A 17104-nucleotide genomic window follows, 5' to 3' on the forward strand; every position below is an offset into this window, starting at 1 on the left:
CAAATCTCCCATGCAACCGGCCTCCGCGTCCAAGGATTCCCCCCAACCCGTGCGTCGATCCGTTGTACTGTGGTGGGAAGTTGCCTGCCACCTCCCGCCAGCAAGAATGCGAGAGCCCGTGTCCAAGAAGAAGAAACCCACGTCCCACAAGGCCAAGCAGGGGCACTCCGGGCGGACCGGGGCGGCCGGGAACATCGTCAGCATCGACGAGTTCCGGGTCCGCAGCAGTGGGGACGAGGTGGCTGCGGGATTCATGAAATGGGTGCGCGCCAACACCTCGCTGCCGGAACTGGGCGAACCGCTCCCGGTGCTGCGGGCATTCCTGGAAAACTACCTCGTTGCCGCCAAGACCCAGGTGGCCACGGAGCTTCATCCTTTCGCCACGAAGGTGGCCCTGGGCAAGTACTTCTTCGACCACCCGGAGGAGGACTTCGGCTTCGTCCTGCAGGTGGTGATGGGGTACCTGCTGTATCTGGACGACTCGGATTTGTGGAGCGGCAGCGACCAGTTGTTCGATGAGGTGCAGGAAGAGTTGCTGGAAGCCGCAGACGAGCAGGCCGACGCAGATTTCGACGAACGGGTCTTCGAGGTCCCGGCCCTGTCACGCACCCAGACCCGGGATGCACTGCTCGCATTGCCGCTGGCCGCGCACCTGCAGGCATTCTTCGCATGGTTCGGGGACAAGCGCGACGTCACCTCCACAGGCCGGCTCACCCGCAAGGACATCCAGGCTGCGGCCGCGGCACTGGGAGTTGCGGCGCAGGGAGCCAACACCATCCCGGTCCGTGGCCCCGACGCCGAGGACGCGCCGTTCCAGGCGACCAGCGCCCAGCAGGTTCCGCTGCTCGATTTGTTCTGGGAAGCGCTGGTGCGCATCGGCATCCTCGAGGTGGGTTCGCGGCGCGCGACCATGAGCCGTCCCCTGGATGCCTTGGCCGGGGCCGCGCACGAGGAGATGCTGATGCACCTGGTACGGGACGTGGCGTTGAGCCTGTACCTGCAATTCATCGCCACGGCGGCCGCCGGGTTCGACGACGACCAGGAGTCGGAAGACGATCTCTTCGCTGACCTGCTGTCCTCCATCCTCCTGGAAGCCGGGTTCGACGAGGGGGTCCCGGTGGAGCACCTGGTGGTGGCCATGGCGACGCTGGACGAGGTGGACACCGATGAGGTGGTCCTCGCACAGTTGTTCCTGGAGCTCATGGTCGCCGAAGGCCTGTTGGAACGCGACACGCACTTCCGGATTCCCGCGGCGATGAAGAAGCTGGTCGCCTTTGCCCTGGCCGAACCCTCCGGCGTCGAGATCAGCTACGAGGACCCGGAAGACGAGGACCTGGCGTACCTGGGTGCCGAGGACTGAAGCCCGCGCACGGCGTGCTCGCCGGCCAGCGCCGCCCTGAACACCCAGGGGTGGTGGTCCCCCTGCATGGGCGCTCCCTTTCGGGGTTCGGGTGCGCGGTTTAGGTATACAGGGAGAGCGGGGCGTTGGTTCCGTGCAGGAAGTACTGTCCGACCTCGATCTTCTTGTAGTCCACCGGGTCGTGCAGCGAGTGCGTGCGCACATTGCGCCAGAACAGGTCCAGTCCCACGTCGTTCCCGGTGGAGCTGGCTCCGGTGACCTCGTAAATGCGGTTGGCCACCTCCAGCGCCACCTCGGTGGCGACGACCTTGAGCTCGGCGATGGCCACCGCAACATCACCTCGTTGCGCCGCATCGAGTGCGCCGGCGCGGCCCACCTCGGTGTCGAAGCGGCGGTTGAGCTTCTCGGCCAGGGCGCCGACGGCGGCGGTGCGCGCCTTCAGCTCCCCGATGGTGCGCTGGAAGATCGGGTCCTGGGCGTAGCTGCCGGCCGCGGAAAGGAACCAGGAGTTCTTGCGCTCCAGCAGGATCTTGCGCCCGGCCGCCAAAGCGCCCTCGGCGATGCCGAGGTAGAAGTTCCCGAAGGCCAGCTGCAGCCCCGGGGTCAGCAGCGTGACAATCGGATCGGGCGTGATTTCGCCCAGCACGTCCCCGGGCGTCACCAGCACGTCGTGGTACTTCACCGAGCCGGAGGCCGAAAGCCGCTGGCCCAGGTGGTCCCAGTCCCCGAGCAGCTCCAGTCCCTCGCGGGTGCGTTCGAGCACGAACGCAAGGACCTTGCCGTCATTTGTCCCGCCGCTTACCGCGGCATTGACGACGATCACGTCCCCGACGGAGGAACCGGTGGAGAAGCGCTTGAGTCCATTGAGCCGGTAGCCCTCGTCCACGGCGGTGAGGGAGAGGTCGGGATCGACGGGGTTCACCGAATCACCCCAGAGCCAGCCTGCGGCGGCGCTGCGGGCGAACCAGGCCCCCTGGGTCGCAGGATCGGCATAGAACGCGATGCTGGACTGGTTGGCGTAGTGGTAGGCCAGCAGCTGGGCGATCGAACCGTCGGCCGCCGCAATGATGCGCACCGCGGCGAAGGCCGACTCCCAGTGTCCGCCGGCCCCTCCGGATTCGGCCGGGACCAGCAGGTTCAGCAGCCCCGAATCCCGCAGCAGGCCAACCTCGCTGAACGGGTCCTGGTTCGCGGCGTCGCGGGCCAACGCGTCAACGGCGAGGGCCTGGGCAACCGTGCGGGCTACGGATGCCCAATGTTCAAGTTCGCGCTCGTCGGCATGCCCGTTCCATGGGGTGCGGGGAAGAGTGTTGGTGTCAATGGCGGTGGTGCTCATGCGGGTGGTCTCCTTCGAGGGTTCGCGTCGAATCAATGACTCGACCCTAGGAACCGGGAAGGGGGTTGCTCACCCGGCGCGTCAACGGCCGAAGCGCGTTGTCATGAAGCGTCACCCCCGCCGCTGGAACGCCGCCGCGCATGCCACGGGAAGTCACCGGGCGTCATCGAGCGGACATGCGGGCACACGGAAGGTCATGGATATTGCCCGCGCTCGCCGGTGATGCGGCGGGATGCGCGGTGGGCCTGGAGGCTGGCTAGCCGTTGCCGCTGGCAGCGACCGCGGTGACCAGGCCCTGGAGCTCGGGGACCCGGGCGGCGTTTTCGAGCGCTTCCCGGAGCACCGCATCATGTGTCGGGTGGGCCTCGACGAGCAGTTGCTCCCCTGCCTCGGTGAGTTCGGTGTAGATCCCGCGCCTGTCATCCAGGCACAGGATGCGGGTCAGCAGGGCACGGTCCTCGAGACGGGTCACCAATCGGGTGGTGGCCGACGAAGAGAGTGCGGCGGCACGGGCGAGCTGGGCCATGCGCATGTGCCAGCCGTCCTGCCGGCTCAGGGCATCGAGCACCGTGAATTCAACGACGGAGAGCCCGTGCTTGGCCTGCAGGGCGCGCTCAAGCTCTCCCTCGATCAGGTTGTGCAGCGCGGCGAGCGTGCGCCAGCCCTGCGCGCGGACCTGCACTGCGTCGTCCTTGATCCCCATGGGTAATGCTCCTCGTGTTTTCCGACTCCCCAAGAGTAGCACCTTGCGCCGATATAGCGCGTATGCAATCATTGTGTCAGCAGTTAGTTGCAGACGCAACGACCGATGTGGGGAAACCCTTCGCATCTCATCCCAGCCCTCATACACCGAAGGTTCTCCATGCCCATAGCTCTCTACGCCCTTGCCCTGGGCGGTTTTGGAATCGGCTTGACCGAGTTCGTCATCATGGGCCTGTTGCCCGAGGTTGCCGCGGATTTCGGGGTCACCGAAACCGTCGCCGGCTACCTCATCTCCGGCTATGCCCTCGCCGTGGCCATCGGCGCCATCATCCTCACCGCAGTGCTCAGCAGGCTGGACCGCAAGAAGTCGCTGCTGTTCCTGATGCTCCTGTTCATCATCGGAAACCTGCTCAGCGCCACCGGCCCGAGCTACGAGTTGGTCATGGTCGGCCGGATCATTGCCGCGCTGTGCCACGGCGCCTTCTTCGGCATCGGTTCGGTGGTTGCCGCCGATTTGGTGGCGCCCAACAAGCGTGCCGGGGCCATCGCCTTCATGTTTGCGGGCCTGACCATCGCCAACGTCCTGGGCGTCCCCTTCGGGACGCTGCTGGGCCAGGCCACCGGCTGGCGCTCCACTTTCTGGGCCATCACCGCCATCGGCATCATTGCCTTCATCGGCATCATGGTCCTGGTCCCGGGCAACCTGGCCCGTTCCGCGAGCACCGGCGTCTTCGCCGAATTCAACATCTTCCGCAGCCCCCAGGTCTGGCTGTCGATGGCTGTGACCATCCTGGGCTACGGCGGCATGTTCGGAGCCTTCACCTACATTGCCTTCACGCTCACCGGCGTCAGCGGTTTCGCCGCCACGTCAGTTCCCTGGCTGCTGGTGCTCTTCGGCGTCGGACTCTTCGTGGGCAACATCCTCGGGGGCAAGGCCGCGGACCGCAATCTGGCCGCCACGCTGATCACGGTGCTCTCGATCCTCACCGTCGTTCTGGTGGCCTTCGCACTTCTTGCCGGCAACCAGATTGCCACCATCGTCGCCCTGCTGCTCATGGGCGGCATCGGCTTCTCCACCGTCCCGGGCCTGCAGATGCGCATCATGAACCATGCGGCGCATGCACCCACGCTCGCCTCGGGCGCCAACATCGCCGCGTTCAACGTGGGCAACGCGCTGGGCGCCTGGGTCGGCGGCCTGACCATCGCCGCGGGACTGGGGTACACCTCACCGCTGTGGGCCGGCGCGGGGATCACCGTGGCGGGACTCGCCGTCATGCTCCTTGCGACCCGCGTGCGCGGCGGCGAATACTCCGGGGCCCGCGCGCCCGAATCGGTGCCCGTCACCGTCGGCTAGTGCCACCCCCACCCCAACCACCCGACCCAGTCAATCCCAGGAGAATCCCCATGAGCATTTCAACCACCACCGTCCCGACCATCACCCTCAATGACGGAACCAGCATGCCGCAGCTGGGCTACGGAGTCTTCCAGATCCCCGAGGCACAGACCACGGCCGCGGTGTCCACGGCACTGGAAACCGGGTACCGCAGCATCGACACCGCCGCCATCTACGGCAACGAGTCCGGGGTCGGCCGCGCCCTGGCCGATTCCGGCATCCCGCGCGAGGAGCTCTTCGTGACCACCAAGCTCTGGCTTGCCGACCTGGGCCGGGAAACGACCCGCGACGGGCTGGCCGCAAGCCTGGACAAGCTGGGCCTGGACCACGTGGACCTGTACCTGATCCACTGGCCGGGCACCGACACCGAGGCGTACCTCGAATCCTGGCAGGTGCTGGAGGAACTGCGCGCCGCGGGGCTGAGCCGGTCCATTGGAGTCTCCAATTTCCTGCCGGAACAGCTCGAGCGCATCATCGAACTTGGCGGGACGGTGCCGGCGGTCAACCAGGTGGAGCTGCACCCGTTCCTGCAGAACCGCGAGACCGCCGCGGTGAACCGTGCCCACGGGATCGCGACCGAGGCCTGGAGCCCGCTGGCCCAGGGCGCCGTGCTGGATGACCCGGCGGTGCTGGCAGCCGCCGCGGTCCATGGGGTCACCCCGGCCCAGGTGGTGCTGCGCTGGCACCTTCAACAGGGCAACGTGGTGATCCCGAAGTCCGTCACCGCCTCGCGTATGGCCTCGAACCTGGATCTGCTCGGCTTCGACCTGGACACCGACAGCATCGCGGCGCTCGATGCCCTGGATCGCGACGGGCGCACCGGCCCGTTCCCGGGCACCTTCAACGGCTAGTTCCGCCCACCTTCCACCGCTTCCCGGACCACCGCGCTCCGGGTCCGCCTTGGTGGGGGCCCGGGTGTGCCGGTGTTCCGTGCCATGTTGTGCTGCCGCCGTCTGCGAAACGCGCGATACTGAAGACATGGAACTGGTTTTGCTCGTAATCCCCGGATGCCCGAATTCCGGCACCGCCAAGGAACTCTTCGACACGGCACTAGGCCTCGAAGGCATCACGAATGCGGTCGAAGTTCGTGAAATCACCACCCAGGACCAGGCCGAACGATACGACTTCCACGGCTCTCCCAGCTTCAGCCTCGAAGGCACCGACCTCTTTGCCTCCACTGCCGCACCGGCCGTGGCCTGCCGGGTCTACCCCACGGCCTCGGGACTCGCCGGCCAGCCGGAGATTGGCGAGTTGCGCCGGGCCATCCGGGCGGCCCTCCCGGCAGCTGCACCCAACGCCCGCGCCTAGCCACAAGGCAGTCATGGACCCGGACCGGGAACGCATCCTCGCCCAGTACGCCCGCGCCGAGCACCAATTACGCGACTGGTTGGCCCAGGCGTCCCCGTCCGACCTCGGCCGCCGCAGCAAAGGGACCCGCTGGAACAACGAGGAACTGCTCTTCCACATGGTCTTTGGATATATGGTGGCACGCGCCCTGTTGCCGCTCCACCGGGTGCTTTCCCGGTTGCCGACCCCCGTATCCGCCGGATTCGCCGCCGCCTTGGATGCCGCATCCGTCCCCTTCGATGCCGTCAACTACTGGGGCTCGAAGGCCGCAGCCCGCTTCTACAACCGTCACCGGATGGCGGCAAGGCTCCATCGGGTCCTGGCGGTGTTGGGCAGGAAGCTCGAGTCCGAGTCTCCCGCCGCGCTGTCCCGCGCCATGCCCTTCCCGACCCGCTGGGACCCGTTCTTCACCCGAGCCATGACCCTGGCGCAGCTCTACGCCTACCCCACCGAACACTTCGACTTTCACGCCGGGCAATTGGACCTGCCCCGCGGGCCGGATCGACTTTCACGCCGGGCAGTTGGACCTGCCCCGCGGGCCGGAACGCGGATCTTCCTGAGTCCTCCGGACACGAAAAGGCCACCCGCCGGCACGTTTGGATGTACGCCAGGCGGGTGGCCTTTGCTTGTGGCCGTGGCCCCGCAGACCTAACTGGAAGCCGGGTCTTCGCTGCCGGGAGCGAACTGCGCCAGGGAAATGGCCAGAGCTTCCTCGAGCTGTTCGCCGGTGGCCGTGCCCGATTCGCGCACCGCCTCGGCCCAGACCCGGACCGAACGCTCGGAAAAGGCCAATGCCTCGGGGGAAAGCGCGGCCGCGGCCGGGTCCTCGGCCACGATTCCATCCACGAACAGCCCCAGGGCCAGGAACATTCCGTCCCAGCCCGGACCCACCCATAGTGCCCCGGCACCGCTTTGGGCCATGGCCAGCGGGACGGTGTGCTCCAGCTCCAGGGTCGTGGTGCCGGGTTCGTCGGCGGCAAGGCGCAGCTCGACGAGGCTGTCCTCGCCGCCGAAGGTGACCTTCAGGCGGGTCGGTGGCGAGCATTCCAGGATGCGTCCACCGGCGTTGCCCTCCAACTGGAAGGTTCCGCCTTCATGCAGCTCACCGCTGATCGGAAGGAACCAGCGCGGGATCCGCTCGGGATTGGTCAACGCGTCCCACAGCTCCGCGGGATCGGACTTGTAGGTGCGGCGCGCCAGGACCGAGACGGCTTCGCTTCCGTCTTCCAGCTTCCGCTGGGAGACCGTCCTGTCGATGGCGCCGATCTGGCTTGCAATGTCGATCATTGTTGCTCCTTGGGTGTGGTCTGTGGGTCGTCCGCGGCAGAAGCGGCCAGCCGCCGTTCCCGTTTTCCGCGGGCAATTTCGGTTTCCAGCGCATCCAGCGGCTGGTCCCAGAAATGCCTGAAGTCCTCGAGCCAGGTGTCGATCTCGCGCAGCGGTTCAGAGGAAACGGCGTAGAGCCTGCGGGTGCCCGCCGCCCTGACCGAGGCGAATCCGCTTTCCCGCAGCACCTTCAGGTGCTGCGAGACGGCGGGTTGGGAGATCCCGAACTCGTCCCGGATGCGTCCGGCGATGGCCCCGGAGCTTTGCTCTCCATTGGCCAAAAGCTGGAGGATACGGCGCCGGGTCGGGTCGCCCAGGACTTCAAATGCATGCACAACCCCATACTACAACTCTGCCTTATATAAGCAAGAGCTTAACAAGGGTCATTGGAGACCCCTTCGCCGGACACGAAAAAGCCACCCGCCTGCACGTTGGGACGCGCGCAGGCGGGTGGCTTCAGGACCTGACGTTAACGATCTGGTGCGCTACCTCGCACTGAGTCATACTCCGTCGTTCAACGGCTTCAAGCTGCTTCGCGGCGTGAGGTGACATCGATGCGAGCTGGCAAAGCGGCTGAAACCGATTGCTTGCCTGTAGGGGTGCCGCATCTTGGAACCCGATGGTGCGAAGTTAGCGGGGAAACCATGTTCCAAATTCGACAAGAACCGACTCTGGCACTGGATTACTTTTGCTGCATTCCGGCCTTAATGACACCAGATAGGTAGGTCTCTGGTTCAGCCAACACTCGAATCTCCTCGAGCGGGTTGCCGCTCAACAACAACAGATCCGCGTGACCACCAACTTGCACGGCCCCCAAATCGGCTTCGGCACCCAGCAACTCGGCACCGATCGTGGTCGCCGAAGCGATGATTTGTTCGTTAGTTTGAACTTGGGCACGAATCGTAAACTCTTCGCTTTGGTGCTTTTGCATGTCTCCCAGCAGGTCAGTTCCGAAGGCTATTTTGACCCCGCCCCTCGTTGCCAAGCCCAAGGCGTCCAGACCCGCGTTCAGGACGAGATCCACCTTTTTTCGACTTTCTGCCGAAAGCCCAGCTGCCTCGCCGTCCTTCTTCAAATGAACATAGGTGACAAGTGTCGGCACCAGGAAGGCACCGTGTTCTTTGAAAAGTTCCACGCTTTCGTCATCAATCAGGTTTCCATGCTCAATACTTCGGACACCTGCGCGCAACCCACGATTGACGGCCTTGGCCGTATAAGCGTGTCCGGCTACATAACGATTGGCCGCCTCGGCTTCTTCGACTATTGCTTGGATTTCCGAATCCGAGAATTGAATTGAATCCACTCGATCCGTCGGTGAGGCAACACCGCCGGACAACATGATCTTGATGTGGTGGGCTCCAGTTCTCAGCTGTTCACGAGAGGCCTTTCGAACCTCCGTCACCCCATCGCAAATCACTCCAATCGTCGGGCAACATGGATGACTGTCCACGAAGGTACGTCCCGGCCCACGCATGTCACCATGCCCGCCAGTTTGACTCAATGCCTTGCCACCGAAATAGATTCGTGGTCCTTGAAAATAGCCCTCTTCCACCGCGTCTGCAATGCCCCAATCGGCTCCGGCCACATCTCTCACCGTGGTAAATCCGCGAAGGAGCATGTCTTTCATCAGGGTCGAGCTACGGGCCGCGGCGTAGTTCGGTGACCAGTCGGCAAGATCTCCGAGCGAGGCAGTGGCAGCGGTAACGTGAACATGGGAATCGATCAATCCCGGCATGATAATTTTTCCTGCCGCGTCAATGGCGTTTTCACAGGTCACGTCATCGCTATTGCTGTCGCGAATCTTCGAGACGCGACCGTCAATAATCTCGATGGTTTTCCCGGACGAAATTTTGAAGTTCCGTGTGTCTAGAATCTGGGCATTCGCGATAAGGGCGACTGGCTGCTGGAGCATACGGGCCTTTCAAGAGCTGCAATGTTTGTTGCAGGCTATCATCCATGCGGACTTGGCATGCTTTTTTGCAAGAGATGTCGCTGGATGGGGCAGAATGCCTGTATGTCCGAAATTGTTGAATGGATCGATTCCCTGGTTGAGCAGAGGGAAGTATCCCCCGCCACGCTTCGCGTACTTGAAGTGCTGAAAGACGATCCGGGCGGAACTTTTCCTCTTTCTGCCCAGAAAGTTGCAACTTTTGCACGAGTCAATGTGGCGTCGGTGGTTCGCGCGGCCCAATTCCTGGGCTTCAGCGGTTGGTCCGAAATGAAGCAGGAAGTCAGGCATAGGTACCTCGCGACTTTGAGCGGCGACCAGCTCCTGCGCAACAGGGGCACTTCTGGCAACTCCCCGTCGCGATCCAGCATGATGGCCGATGTCAAAAATCTTCATGACTTCGTTGCCCGCGCCGACGATACCCAATTCCGTCGCATTGCGGAGCTGATCTCCGAGGCCAATAGATCCATGGTGTTGGCCACCGGAAGTTACGCGGCACCCGGTCTGCAACTAACGCACATTGGTCAGTCACTCGGTCATGATCTGGAACTTCACATGGCCATGAGCACCGCATTGGCTTCCCGATTGCGGCTTCTAAAAGCAGGCGATTGCATCATCAGCTGCGCGCTGTGGCGCTCCAGCTCATGGATATTGGAAACTACTAGGGTGGCGAAAAAGCGCGGCGCCAAAGTCATCGTTATCTCCGACCGGCGAACCGCTTTGTCCGACCTTGCCGACGAATCGGTAATCGTGCCTAGTGAAAGTGTCAGCTACGTCCGCTCCATGACAGCTGCTATGACTGTCACCCAAGCGGTCATCGCCGAGCTTGCAGCACTCGATCCCGATCGTTCTGCCATGAACTTGATGGATGTTGAGGAGATCTGGAAGGAACTGAATCTGGTGGAACCCACCGACTAACTTCGAGCAGTAACGTTACTGCAACAAACGTTGCATAGATTTGAGATACGTGTCACTGTAGTTGGCGTTAACCTCATCCATCGCTGGAGTTCCCTATGCAACTTACTCATGTTCTGATTCTCGTGGGCTACGTAGCCCTCATGATCCTGATCGGAGCCTGGTTTAGTCGTTCAAAAGCGACCTCCACTGGTGACGACTTCCTGCTGGCAGGACGATCGCTGCCCGCCCCGGTCCTCGCCGGCACAATGCTTGCAACCTTCGTCGGTTCGGGCTCCATTATCGGCGCCGCAAGTTTTATCTATGAATATGGTCCCTGGGCCGGGATGTTCTTCTTCAGCGGTACGTTCATCGGCATTATTTGCCTACTGATACTTGCTCCACGCGTACAGCGCTTGGCCAAGTACACAGTTCCACAAATTTTGGAGATGCGGTTCGGAAAAGTTGTCCGCCTCATCGCCACAGTCATTATCCTGGTTGCCTTCGTCGGCATCACCGCCTACCAGTTCACTGGTGCGGGTTACATCATCAGCCTCATCACGCCGCTTAGCCCGTCGCAGAGCACCATTGCGGCCACCGTCCTGATCACCTTCCTTGCCCTGAGCGGCGGGTTGAAGTCGGTGGCCTGGTCCGACTTCATTTCCATCGCAATTGTCGCAATTTCACTGATCGCGCTGATGATCTACATCTTCGCCGTTGACTTCGGCGGGCTTGCAACCTACGTAGATGGCCTTAACCCGATCCAACTAACTCTCACCGGCGGTCTCTCGCCGATCCAGCTGCTGGGATACTTCCTGCCGGTCTTCCTGCTTTTGCTTGGGGATCAGAACATGTACCAGCGTCTTGCCGCGGCAGCCAGTGAAAAGACAGCGCGCTTCGCGACCCTGCTGTTCTTCTTCGGAGCCTTCTTCATCATCGTCCCGGTTATCCTCTTGGCCTCGGCGTCGTCAGTCCTTCAAGACGGCATTGACCCGGATACTGCCATCCTCTCGCTGGGTGGGGCAGAATTCAGTCCAGCGGGTCTCGGAGGATTGTTGCTGACTGGTGCGTTCGCCCTGATCGTCACCACCGGTTCGTCGTACCTGCTTACATGTTCGGCAAACATCGTCCATGACCTCGTAGCTAGGCTGCGGACCCAGGAAACCACCGATCGTCAGGCCATGATCATCGGTCGCTGGGGAGTGCTGCTCCTAGCGGTGTTGGGCTTTGTCATGGTCCAGTTCTTCCCCAGCGTGCTCTCGCTGCAAATGTACGCTTACACCATGTACGGCGCTGCCATCACGCCGGCTCTGCTGGCTGCCTTGTTCTGGCCACGCGCCACCGGAACCGGTGTTGCAGCTTCCATGGTCGCCGGCGGCCTGGCAACAATCTTGTGGGAAATCAACGGTCTTTCTCAGTCAGTGATGAACGGTGTGATTGTTTCACTGCCCGTCGCTTTGGTCGTCATGGTGGTGGTCAGTCTCTTGGGGAAACCTGCGCCGGCAGCGAAAACCACAGCGGATTCCCAAGCCGAGCATATTCAGTCATAGCTCGTCAGCGGGGGCGAGCCGGTTGCTGCCCGCGCTGACCCGGCATTGGAAACTCCCAATGTTGCCGCCTGGTTTCTTCCTCACCGGTACCTTATAGCAACGTTCCTGAGGCCATGGCTGGCAAAGCACCAACGATGGCATCCGCATGTGCCTCGCCTCAAATCTTGATTCGTTGGTGTTCTCGCACAGATCAGCAACCCGCTGTCCTAGATAATCTCGATCGATCCAGCTGCACGTGCCCACCACAGGGCACTTTCAGCGGAGGCCTTCCGGATCAACGAAAAAGCCACCCGCCTGCACGTTGGGACGCGCGCAGGCGGGTGGCTTTTGGTGCGGATTGCGCAGATCCGGACTAGGCGTCGACGAGTTCCTTCTTGTCGTCGTCCGCGTCCGTGGCACCCGGAGCCCCGGCGTCCGGGTTCTTCCCGGTCCAGGCATGGCCCTGTTCGTTGTCCAGGTGCGTGGTCTTCTTGTTCTTCAGCGCGAAGATGTAGACCAGCAGCGAGATCCCGATGGCCACGGTGACGTAGGTGAAGAACAGGTCAACGCGGTCGGCCTTCTGCAGCGCGGCGCCGATCAGCGGGACGGTTCCGCCGAAGAGCGAGTTCGCGATCGCGTAGCCCAGGCCCACGCCCAGGGCACGGATGGAGGCCGGGAACAGCTCGGCCTTCACCAGCGCGTTGATCGAGGTGTAGCCACCGACAATGACCAGCCCGCCCATCATCAGCAGGAAGGCGAAGAGCGGGTTCTGGGTCTTGGACAGCATCGAGAGCAGCGGCCAGGTGAACAGGACACCGGTGATGCCGAACCAGAGCAGCAGCGGCTTGCGTCCGACCTTGTCCGAGATGATGCCGTAGACCGGCTGAAGCAGCATGAAGATAAACAGCGCCCAGAAGTTGATGACCGAGGTCTGGGTCTTTTCGATGCCCGAGGTGTCGTTCATGAACTTCAGGATGAAGTTGGTGTACGTGTAGAACGCGACGGTGCCGCCCAGGGTGATGCCGATGCAGACCAGCAGCGGCCTCCAATACTGGGTGAACAGCAGCTTCATGGTGCCCGGGCGGGCCTCGCCCGCGGCGAGGGGCTTGTTGGCGGCGGCGACCTGCTCCGCGGACACCGTTTCCTCCATGGTGCGCCGCAGCCACAGCACCACCAGGGCGGCCACGCCGCCGATGGCGAACGGGATGCGCCAGCCCCACGCGCTGAGCGTCTCGTGGCTCATCGTGTTTTGCAGGATGACCAGCACCAGCAGGGCCAGCATCTGGCCGCCGATCAGGGTCACGTACTGGAAGGAGGAGAAGAACCCGCGGCGCCTGGAGGTCGCGGCCTCGGACATGTAGGTGGCGCTGGTGCCGTACTCCCCGCCCACCGAGAAGCCCTGCAACAGGCGCACGAAGACCAGCAGGATCATGGCCCACATGCCGATCGCTTCCTGGGTCGGCAGGATCGCGATGGCGAACGAGCCGGCGCTCATCAGGGTCACCGACAGGGTCAGCGCTGCCTTGCGGCCGTGGCGGTCGGCGTAGCGGCCGAAGAACCAGGCACCCACCGGGCGCATCAGGAACGAGGTGGCGAACACGGCCATGGCCTCGAGGCCGGCCTGCAGCTCGTTGGTCGAGTTGAAGAAGTGCGACTGGAAGTACGCGGCGAACACCGTGTAGACGTAGAGGTCGAACCACTCCACGAGGTTTCCGGCCGAGCCCTTGAGGATGTTGCTCACGGCCTTGCGGGTCGCGGCCGCCTCAACCGGGTCCTTGACGCGGGCGCCGCGGCGCGGCGCCTTCTTCATGTTGTCCAGGGCGGCTTGGCCCATGGGTGTTCCTCCTCTTGCGTTGGCGGCCCCCACAATGCATCGAGGGCCTCAACCAAGGTAGTCGCGCCAGCGGCGGCATCCAACGCGAGAGCCGATTCCTAACGCTTCCTTAGGACTCGCCCGCGGACCCCGGGGCGGCCGGGAGTTCCCGCGGCACCGAAGACGGAACGGCGGGAACCCCGAGGAAATGGTAATCTCCAAGACGGACACGCCACGCACAAGAAGGCCGTGAACTACAACTTTTTTACGACACCATCCACAAAGCTAAGGAACCGGTCCATGGACGTACTCATCGTTGAGGATGACGACTCCATGGCCGCGGCACTCACCGCGGCGGTGTCCTCCACCGGGCACGGCGCCGCACGGGTGGCCCGCGGAACCGACGCATTGCTGCGCCACCGGGACTTCGACGTGATCCTGCTGGATCTGGGGCTGCCCGACATGGACGGGCTCGAGGTGCTGCGCAAGCTGCGCCAGGTCACCGACGTCCCCATCCTGATCCTCACCGCCCGCGACGACGAACGCTCCGTGGTCCTCGGGCTGCGCTCGGGCGCCGACGACTACCTGATCAAACCGGTCAAGCTCGTGGAACTGCTCGCCCGCATCGAGGCCGTCACCCGGCGCGCGATGCCCGCTTCCGGGCGCAAGGACTCCCTGATCCGCCTCGGGGAACTGGCACTGGATACGGACCGGCGCGTGGTCCAGGTCAAGGGCACGGAACTGGCGCTGACCCCCACCGAGTTCGACCTGCTGGCCCTGCTGGCGAAGAACGCCGGATCGGTGGTGACCCGCGAACAGATCCTGGACACGCTGTGGGGAGATGCATTTCTGGCCTCCTCGCGCTCGCTGGATGTCCACCTGACCGGGCTGCGCTCCAAGCTGGCGCTGCCCGGATTCATCGTCAACGTCCGCGGCGTCGGGTACCGGATCGAAGCCGACCCGCAGTGAAGCTTCGTGTCCTGGGCGTGCTCAGCGTGCTGGCGCTGCTGCTGGTGCTGATCGTCTCCAACGTGATCCTCTCCTCGGCGGGGCGCGAACTGACCTCCGCGCTGCAGATCAACCGGGCCGCCTCGCTGAACCGGATCGCCCAGGTCGCCTTCGATGCGGCGACCGATTCCGACACCACGGTGCTGCAGCGGGACATGGACACCTACTCCGGGCTCTACGAGGAGGGACTGGTGGTGCGCCTGCAATCCGGCACGCTGGTCTCCGGCGGACTGGACCCCGAGAGGCCCGATGTGCGCGACGCACTTGCCCGGGCCTCGCTGAATCTTTCCGACACCGAGCTGGACCCCGTCACGCCCTTTGGCTCCGGCACCGAGGTGATCTCCCGGTCCTTCGGGTCCGCGAGCCAGGTGCTGGGCGAGGCGGTGATGGAGGTAAACCTCGACGCGGCACGGGCCAAGCTGCGCGCCCGCTGGCTGGCCACCGGCGTCGCCGCCATCGCGCTGGCCACGCTGCTGTTGCTGCTTGCCGGACGGGTCACCGGCTGGGTGCTGCGCCCGGTACAGCGACTGGGAACGGCGGTTCGCGAGCTCAAGGACACCGGAAAGACCTCCCGGCTCCCGGAGGCCGGTCCCCCGGAGCTGCGCGAGCTTTCCCGTTCCTTTACCGCCATGGCCACCACGCTCGGGGAGGTCATCGAGTCCCAGCGCCAGCTCATCGCCGACACCTCCCACCACCTGCGCAACCCGGTCGGCGCGCTGCGCCTGCGCGTGGACTTGCTGCTGCTCAAGCTCAAGAACAAGGACGAGCGGGAAGCCGGGGCCGGGGTGCTGGCCGAGCTCGAACGCGTCGAGGAGATCCTGGACTCGGTGCTTCGGCTCGCGGTGGCCGAGCACCGGGTGATCGAGGATTCGGCCGGCACGGCCCCCGGCGAGCTGGAGGCCCTGGTCCCCTCCGGGGTCAACGCCTTCGTGGTCCTGGCCGAGGAGGTCGACCGCGCCCGACCCGCCGCCTTGAAGGCCGGCAACGCCATCACCCTGGCCACCGGGAAGGATCCGGGCATCGAGATCGACTGCAACCGCATCGAGCTGGCCCAGATGCTCGGCGAACTGCTGAACAACGCCATCAAGTACGCCCCGGGCACCGAGATCACCGCCGAGGTCCTCCAGGTGGGCTCGCGGATCATTCTCGAGATCGCCGACGCCGGGCCGGGCCTGGCACCGGCGCAGCTGGCCGCGGCCACCACCCGCTTCTGGCGCGCCCCGGAGCACGCCTCGATCCGCGGCACCGGAATGGGCATGACCATCGTGGACAAGCTCGCGACGGCCAACGGCGGGCACCTGGTCCTGGGTGGCAACAAGCCGCACGGGCTGCGCGCCCGGATCGTGTTCGATGCCGTGGTCCCCGGCCCTGGACGGGAAGACAGCCGATGAGAAACGAACCGGGCTCCCCCGCAACGCTGTCCCGCCGAACGCTGCTGCGCGCCGCGTGGGCCACCGCTGCCGCAGGCGTCCTGGCCCCGGCGCTGGCCTCCTGCACCACCGGTTCGCACGCTGGCCCCATCGTGGTGGCCGGCGGGGAACCCGGCGGCTTCTACCTGGAATTCGCCACGCTGCTGGCCGACTCCCTGCAACGGCACCGTGTCTCCGAGTCCGCCACGGTGCTGTCCACCGGCGGCAGCCTCGACAACGTGCGCACGCTGCTGCGCGGCGAGGCGACGCTCGCGGTGGCCCTTGCCGATGCCGCGTCCTTGGAAGGCGGGCCGCAAAGCCAGAACCCCGGGCGCATCGCGGCGTTGGGCAAGGTGTATGAGAACTACGTCCACGCGGTGGTGCGCAAGGACAGCGGCATCTCCTCCCTGGCCGACCTGGCGGGGCGCACCGTGGCCGTGGGCCGGCCGGGCTCGGGCACCTCGCTGATCACCCCGCGGCTCTTCGAGGTCGCCGGGCTCGTCTCGGCCCCGGCCTCAGGCGCCAGGTCCTCCGGTGCCACCACGGTGCGCAGCCTGGGACTCAACGACGGGATCGCCGCGCTGTCCGCGGGAACGGTCGACGCCTTGTTCTGGTCCGGCGGGGTGCCGACCGCGGCCATCGCGAAGGCGCACGCCGAAACCGGGTTCGCGCTGCTGGATCTCTCGGCGTTGCTGCCGGGGCTGCGGGCGAGGTACGGGGCCTTCTACGACAAGGTGCTGGTCCCGGCCGGAAGCTACGCGGGCATGGAGGCGGTGTGGACCGTCGGGGTCGCGAACCTGTTGCTGTGCCGCGCGGACCTCGATGCCGACACCGCCAAGGCCACGGTCAACCTGCTGGTGGGGCACGCCGACGAACTGATCCCGCGCTCCAGCGTCGGGGTGCAGTTCCTCAGCGCCGATTCGCTGATCAACACCGCGGACATCCCGCTGCACCCGGCCGCCGCGGACGCCTACCGGGCTCTGCACGGGTAGCCAGGTCTGGTTTGGGGCTGAGCTCCTCAAGCCTGCATCCTGGACAA

At 64.5% G+C, this 17104-nt stretch carries 16 protein-coding genes; 10 read left to right on the forward strand and 6 right to left on the reverse strand.

Going from position 1 to position 17104, the window contains the following annotated elements:
- The first annotated feature begins 118 nt into the window (after positions 1-118).
- On the forward strand, positions 119-1360 hold the full coding sequence (locus tag BLJ79_RS07800; protein ID WP_071214144.1) for a hypothetical protein: 1242 nt from the start codon (positions 119-121) through the stop codon (positions 1358-1360).
- A 100-nt stretch (positions 1361-1460) separates the two neighbouring features.
- On the opposite strand, the gene BLJ79_RS07805 is transcribed toward BLJ79_RS07800, so the two are convergent.
- Together BLJ79_RS07805 and BLJ79_RS07810 are read right to left on the reverse strand one after the other, a co-directional pair.
- The gene (locus BLJ79_RS07805; RefSeq protein ID WP_071214145.1) at positions 1461-2696 is read right to left on the reverse strand and encodes an acyl-CoA dehydrogenase family protein; all 1236 of its coding nucleotides are present in this window, start codon (positions 2694-2696) and stop codon (positions 1461-1463) included.
- Between the two features lie 256 nt (positions 2697-2952).
- A complete protein-coding gene (locus BLJ79_RS07810; RefSeq protein WP_071214146.1) occupies positions 2953-3399 on the reverse strand; it encodes a MarR family winged helix-turn-helix transcriptional regulator in 447 nt (148 codons plus the stop codon).
- 159 nt (positions 3400-3558) lie between these two features.
- Between BLJ79_RS07810 and BLJ79_RS07815 the strand changes: the two genes are divergently transcribed.
- From BLJ79_RS07815 to BLJ79_RS07830, 4 genes are all read left to right on the forward strand, one after another.
- Complete coding sequence (locus BLJ79_RS07815) at positions 3559-4752, forward strand: MFS transporter (protein WP_071214147.1); 1194 nt, start codon at positions 3559-3561, stop codon at positions 4750-4752.
- Between the two features lie 50 nt (positions 4753-4802).
- Entirely contained in the window at positions 4803-5642 is an 840-nt protein-coding gene (locus BLJ79_RS07820; protein ID WP_071214148.1) for an aldo/keto reductase, read from the forward strand.
- A 127-nt stretch (positions 5643-5769) separates the two neighbouring features.
- Positions 5770-6099, forward strand: a complete 330-nt coding sequence (locus BLJ79_RS07825; protein ID WP_071214149.1) for a hypothetical protein — start codon at positions 5770-5772, stop codon at positions 6097-6099.
- A 13-nt stretch (positions 6100-6112) separates the two neighbouring features.
- Complete coding sequence (locus BLJ79_RS07830; protein ID WP_071214150.1) at positions 6113-6790, forward strand: DinB family protein; 678 nt, start codon at positions 6113-6115, stop codon at positions 6788-6790.
- Here the strand turns inward: BLJ79_RS07830 and BLJ79_RS07835 are convergent.
- From BLJ79_RS07835 to BLJ79_RS07845, 3 genes are all read right to left on the reverse strand, one after another.
- Positions 6787-7425, reverse strand: coding sequence for an SRPBCC domain-containing protein (locus tag BLJ79_RS07835; protein WP_071214151.1), 639 nt, complete (start codon positions 7423-7425; stop codon positions 6787-6789). The two genes, BLJ79_RS07830 and BLJ79_RS07835, sit on opposite strands and share 4 nt — an antisense overlap.
- Positions 7422-7799: an ArsR/SmtB family transcription factor gene (locus BLJ79_RS07840; RefSeq protein WP_071214152.1), complete on the reverse strand. Its 378-nt coding sequence runs from the start codon at positions 7797-7799 to the stop codon at positions 7422-7424. The genes BLJ79_RS07835 and BLJ79_RS07840 overlap by 4 nt, the downstream gene beginning before the upstream one ends.
- Before the next feature lie 347 nt (positions 7800-8146).
- Positions 8147-9376: a metal-dependent hydrolase family protein gene (locus BLJ79_RS07845; RefSeq protein ID WP_071214153.1), complete on the reverse strand. Its 1230-nt coding sequence runs from the start codon at positions 9374-9376 to the stop codon at positions 8147-8149.
- A gap of 102 nt (positions 9377-9478) precedes the next feature.
- Between BLJ79_RS07845 and BLJ79_RS07850 the strand changes: the two genes are divergently transcribed.
- Entirely contained in the window at positions 9479-10330 is an 852-nt protein-coding gene (locus BLJ79_RS07850) for a MurR/RpiR family transcriptional regulator (RefSeq protein WP_071214154.1), read from the forward strand.
- A 140-nt stretch (positions 10331-10470) separates the two neighbouring features.
- Positions 10471-11856, forward strand: coding sequence for a sodium:solute symporter family protein (locus BLJ79_RS07855; RefSeq protein WP_286135304.1), 1386 nt, complete (start codon positions 10471-10473; stop codon positions 11854-11856).
- Positions 11857-12208: 352 nt separating this feature from the next.
- Here BLJ79_RS07855 and BLJ79_RS07860 read toward each other — a convergent pair whose 3' ends face one another.
- Positions 12209-13645, reverse strand: a complete 1437-nt coding sequence (locus BLJ79_RS07860; protein WP_071214505.1) for an MFS transporter — start codon at positions 13643-13645, stop codon at positions 12209-12211.
- A 303-nt stretch (positions 13646-13948) separates the two neighbouring features.
- On the opposite strand from BLJ79_RS07860, the gene BLJ79_RS07865 reads away from it, so the two are divergent.
- Genes BLJ79_RS07865 through BLJ79_RS07875 form a run of 3 tightly spaced genes read left to right on the forward strand, consistent with a single transcriptional unit; the run spans position 13949 to position 17057 of the window.
- A complete protein-coding gene (locus BLJ79_RS07865; protein WP_071214156.1) occupies positions 13949-14617 on the forward strand; it encodes a response regulator transcription factor in 669 nt (222 codons plus the stop codon).
- Complete coding sequence (locus BLJ79_RS07870; protein WP_071214157.1) at positions 14614-16047, forward strand: sensor histidine kinase; 1434 nt, start codon at positions 14614-14616, stop codon at positions 16045-16047. Before BLJ79_RS07865 ends, BLJ79_RS07870 begins: the two co-directional genes overlap by 4 nt.
- Positions 16044-17057 carry a TAXI family TRAP transporter solute-binding subunit gene (locus BLJ79_RS07875; RefSeq protein ID WP_071214158.1) on the forward strand — a complete coding sequence of 338 codons (1014 nt, stop codon included), beginning with the start codon at positions 16044-16046 and terminating at the stop codon, positions 17055-17057. The genes BLJ79_RS07870 and BLJ79_RS07875 overlap by 4 nt, the downstream gene beginning before the upstream one ends.
- Positions 17058-17104 lie beyond the last annotated feature (47 nt).

The organism is Arthrobacter sp. UCD-GKA (assembly GCF_001863355.1).
Taxonomy (GTDB): domain Bacteria; phylum Actinomycetota; class Actinomycetes; order Actinomycetales; family Micrococcaceae; genus Paeniglutamicibacter.

What these genes read in the sequence shown, in the direction of transcription:
- BLJ79_RS07805 (WP_071214145.1), bottom strand. Translation starts at nt 2,696, where the DNA reads ATGAGCACCACCGCCATTGACACCAACACTCTTCCCCGCACCCCATGG.
- BLJ79_RS07810 (WP_071214146.1), bottom strand. Translation starts at nt 3,399, where the DNA reads ATGGGGATCAAGGACGACGCAGTGCAGGTCCGCGCGCAGGGCTGGCGC.
- BLJ79_RS07815 (WP_071214147.1), top strand. Translation starts at nt 3,559, where the DNA reads ATGCCCATAGCTCTCTACGCCCTTGCCCTGGGCGGTTTTGGAATCGGC.
- BLJ79_RS07820 (WP_071214148.1), top strand. Translation starts at nt 4,803, where the DNA reads ATGAGCATTTCAACCACCACCGTCCCGACCATCACCCTCAATGACGGA.
- BLJ79_RS07825 (WP_071214149.1), top strand. Translation starts at nt 5,770, where the DNA reads ATGGAACTGGTTTTGCTCGTAATCCCCGGATGCCCGAATTCCGGCACC.
- BLJ79_RS07830 (WP_071214150.1), top strand. Translation starts at nt 6,113, where the DNA reads ATGGACCCGGACCGGGAACGCATCCTCGCCCAGTACGCCCGCGCCGAG.
- BLJ79_RS07835 (WP_071214151.1), bottom strand. Translation starts at nt 7,425, where the DNA reads ATGATCGACATTGCAAGCCAGATCGGCGCCATCGACAGGACGGTCTCC.
- BLJ79_RS07845 (WP_071214153.1), bottom strand. Translation starts at nt 9,376, where the DNA reads ATGCTCCAGCAGCCAGTCGCCCTTATCGCGAATGCCCAGATTCTAGAC.
- BLJ79_RS07850 (WP_071214154.1), top strand. Translation starts at nt 9,479, where the DNA reads ATGTCCGAAATTGTTGAATGGATCGATTCCCTGGTTGAGCAGAGGGAA.
- BLJ79_RS07855 (WP_286135304.1), top strand. Translation starts at nt 10,471, where the DNA reads ATGATCCTGATCGGAGCCTGGTTTAGTCGTTCAAAAGCGACCTCCACT.
- BLJ79_RS07860 (WP_071214505.1), bottom strand. Translation starts at nt 13,645, where the DNA reads ATGAAGAAGGCGCCGCGCCGCGGCGCCCGCGTCAAGGACCCGGTTGAG.
- BLJ79_RS07865 (WP_071214156.1), top strand. Translation starts at nt 13,949, where the DNA reads ATGGACGTACTCATCGTTGAGGATGACGACTCCATGGCCGCGGCACTC.
- BLJ79_RS07875 (WP_071214158.1), top strand. Translation starts at nt 16,044, where the DNA reads ATGAGAAACGAACCGGGCTCCCCCGCAACGCTGTCCCGCCGAACGCTG.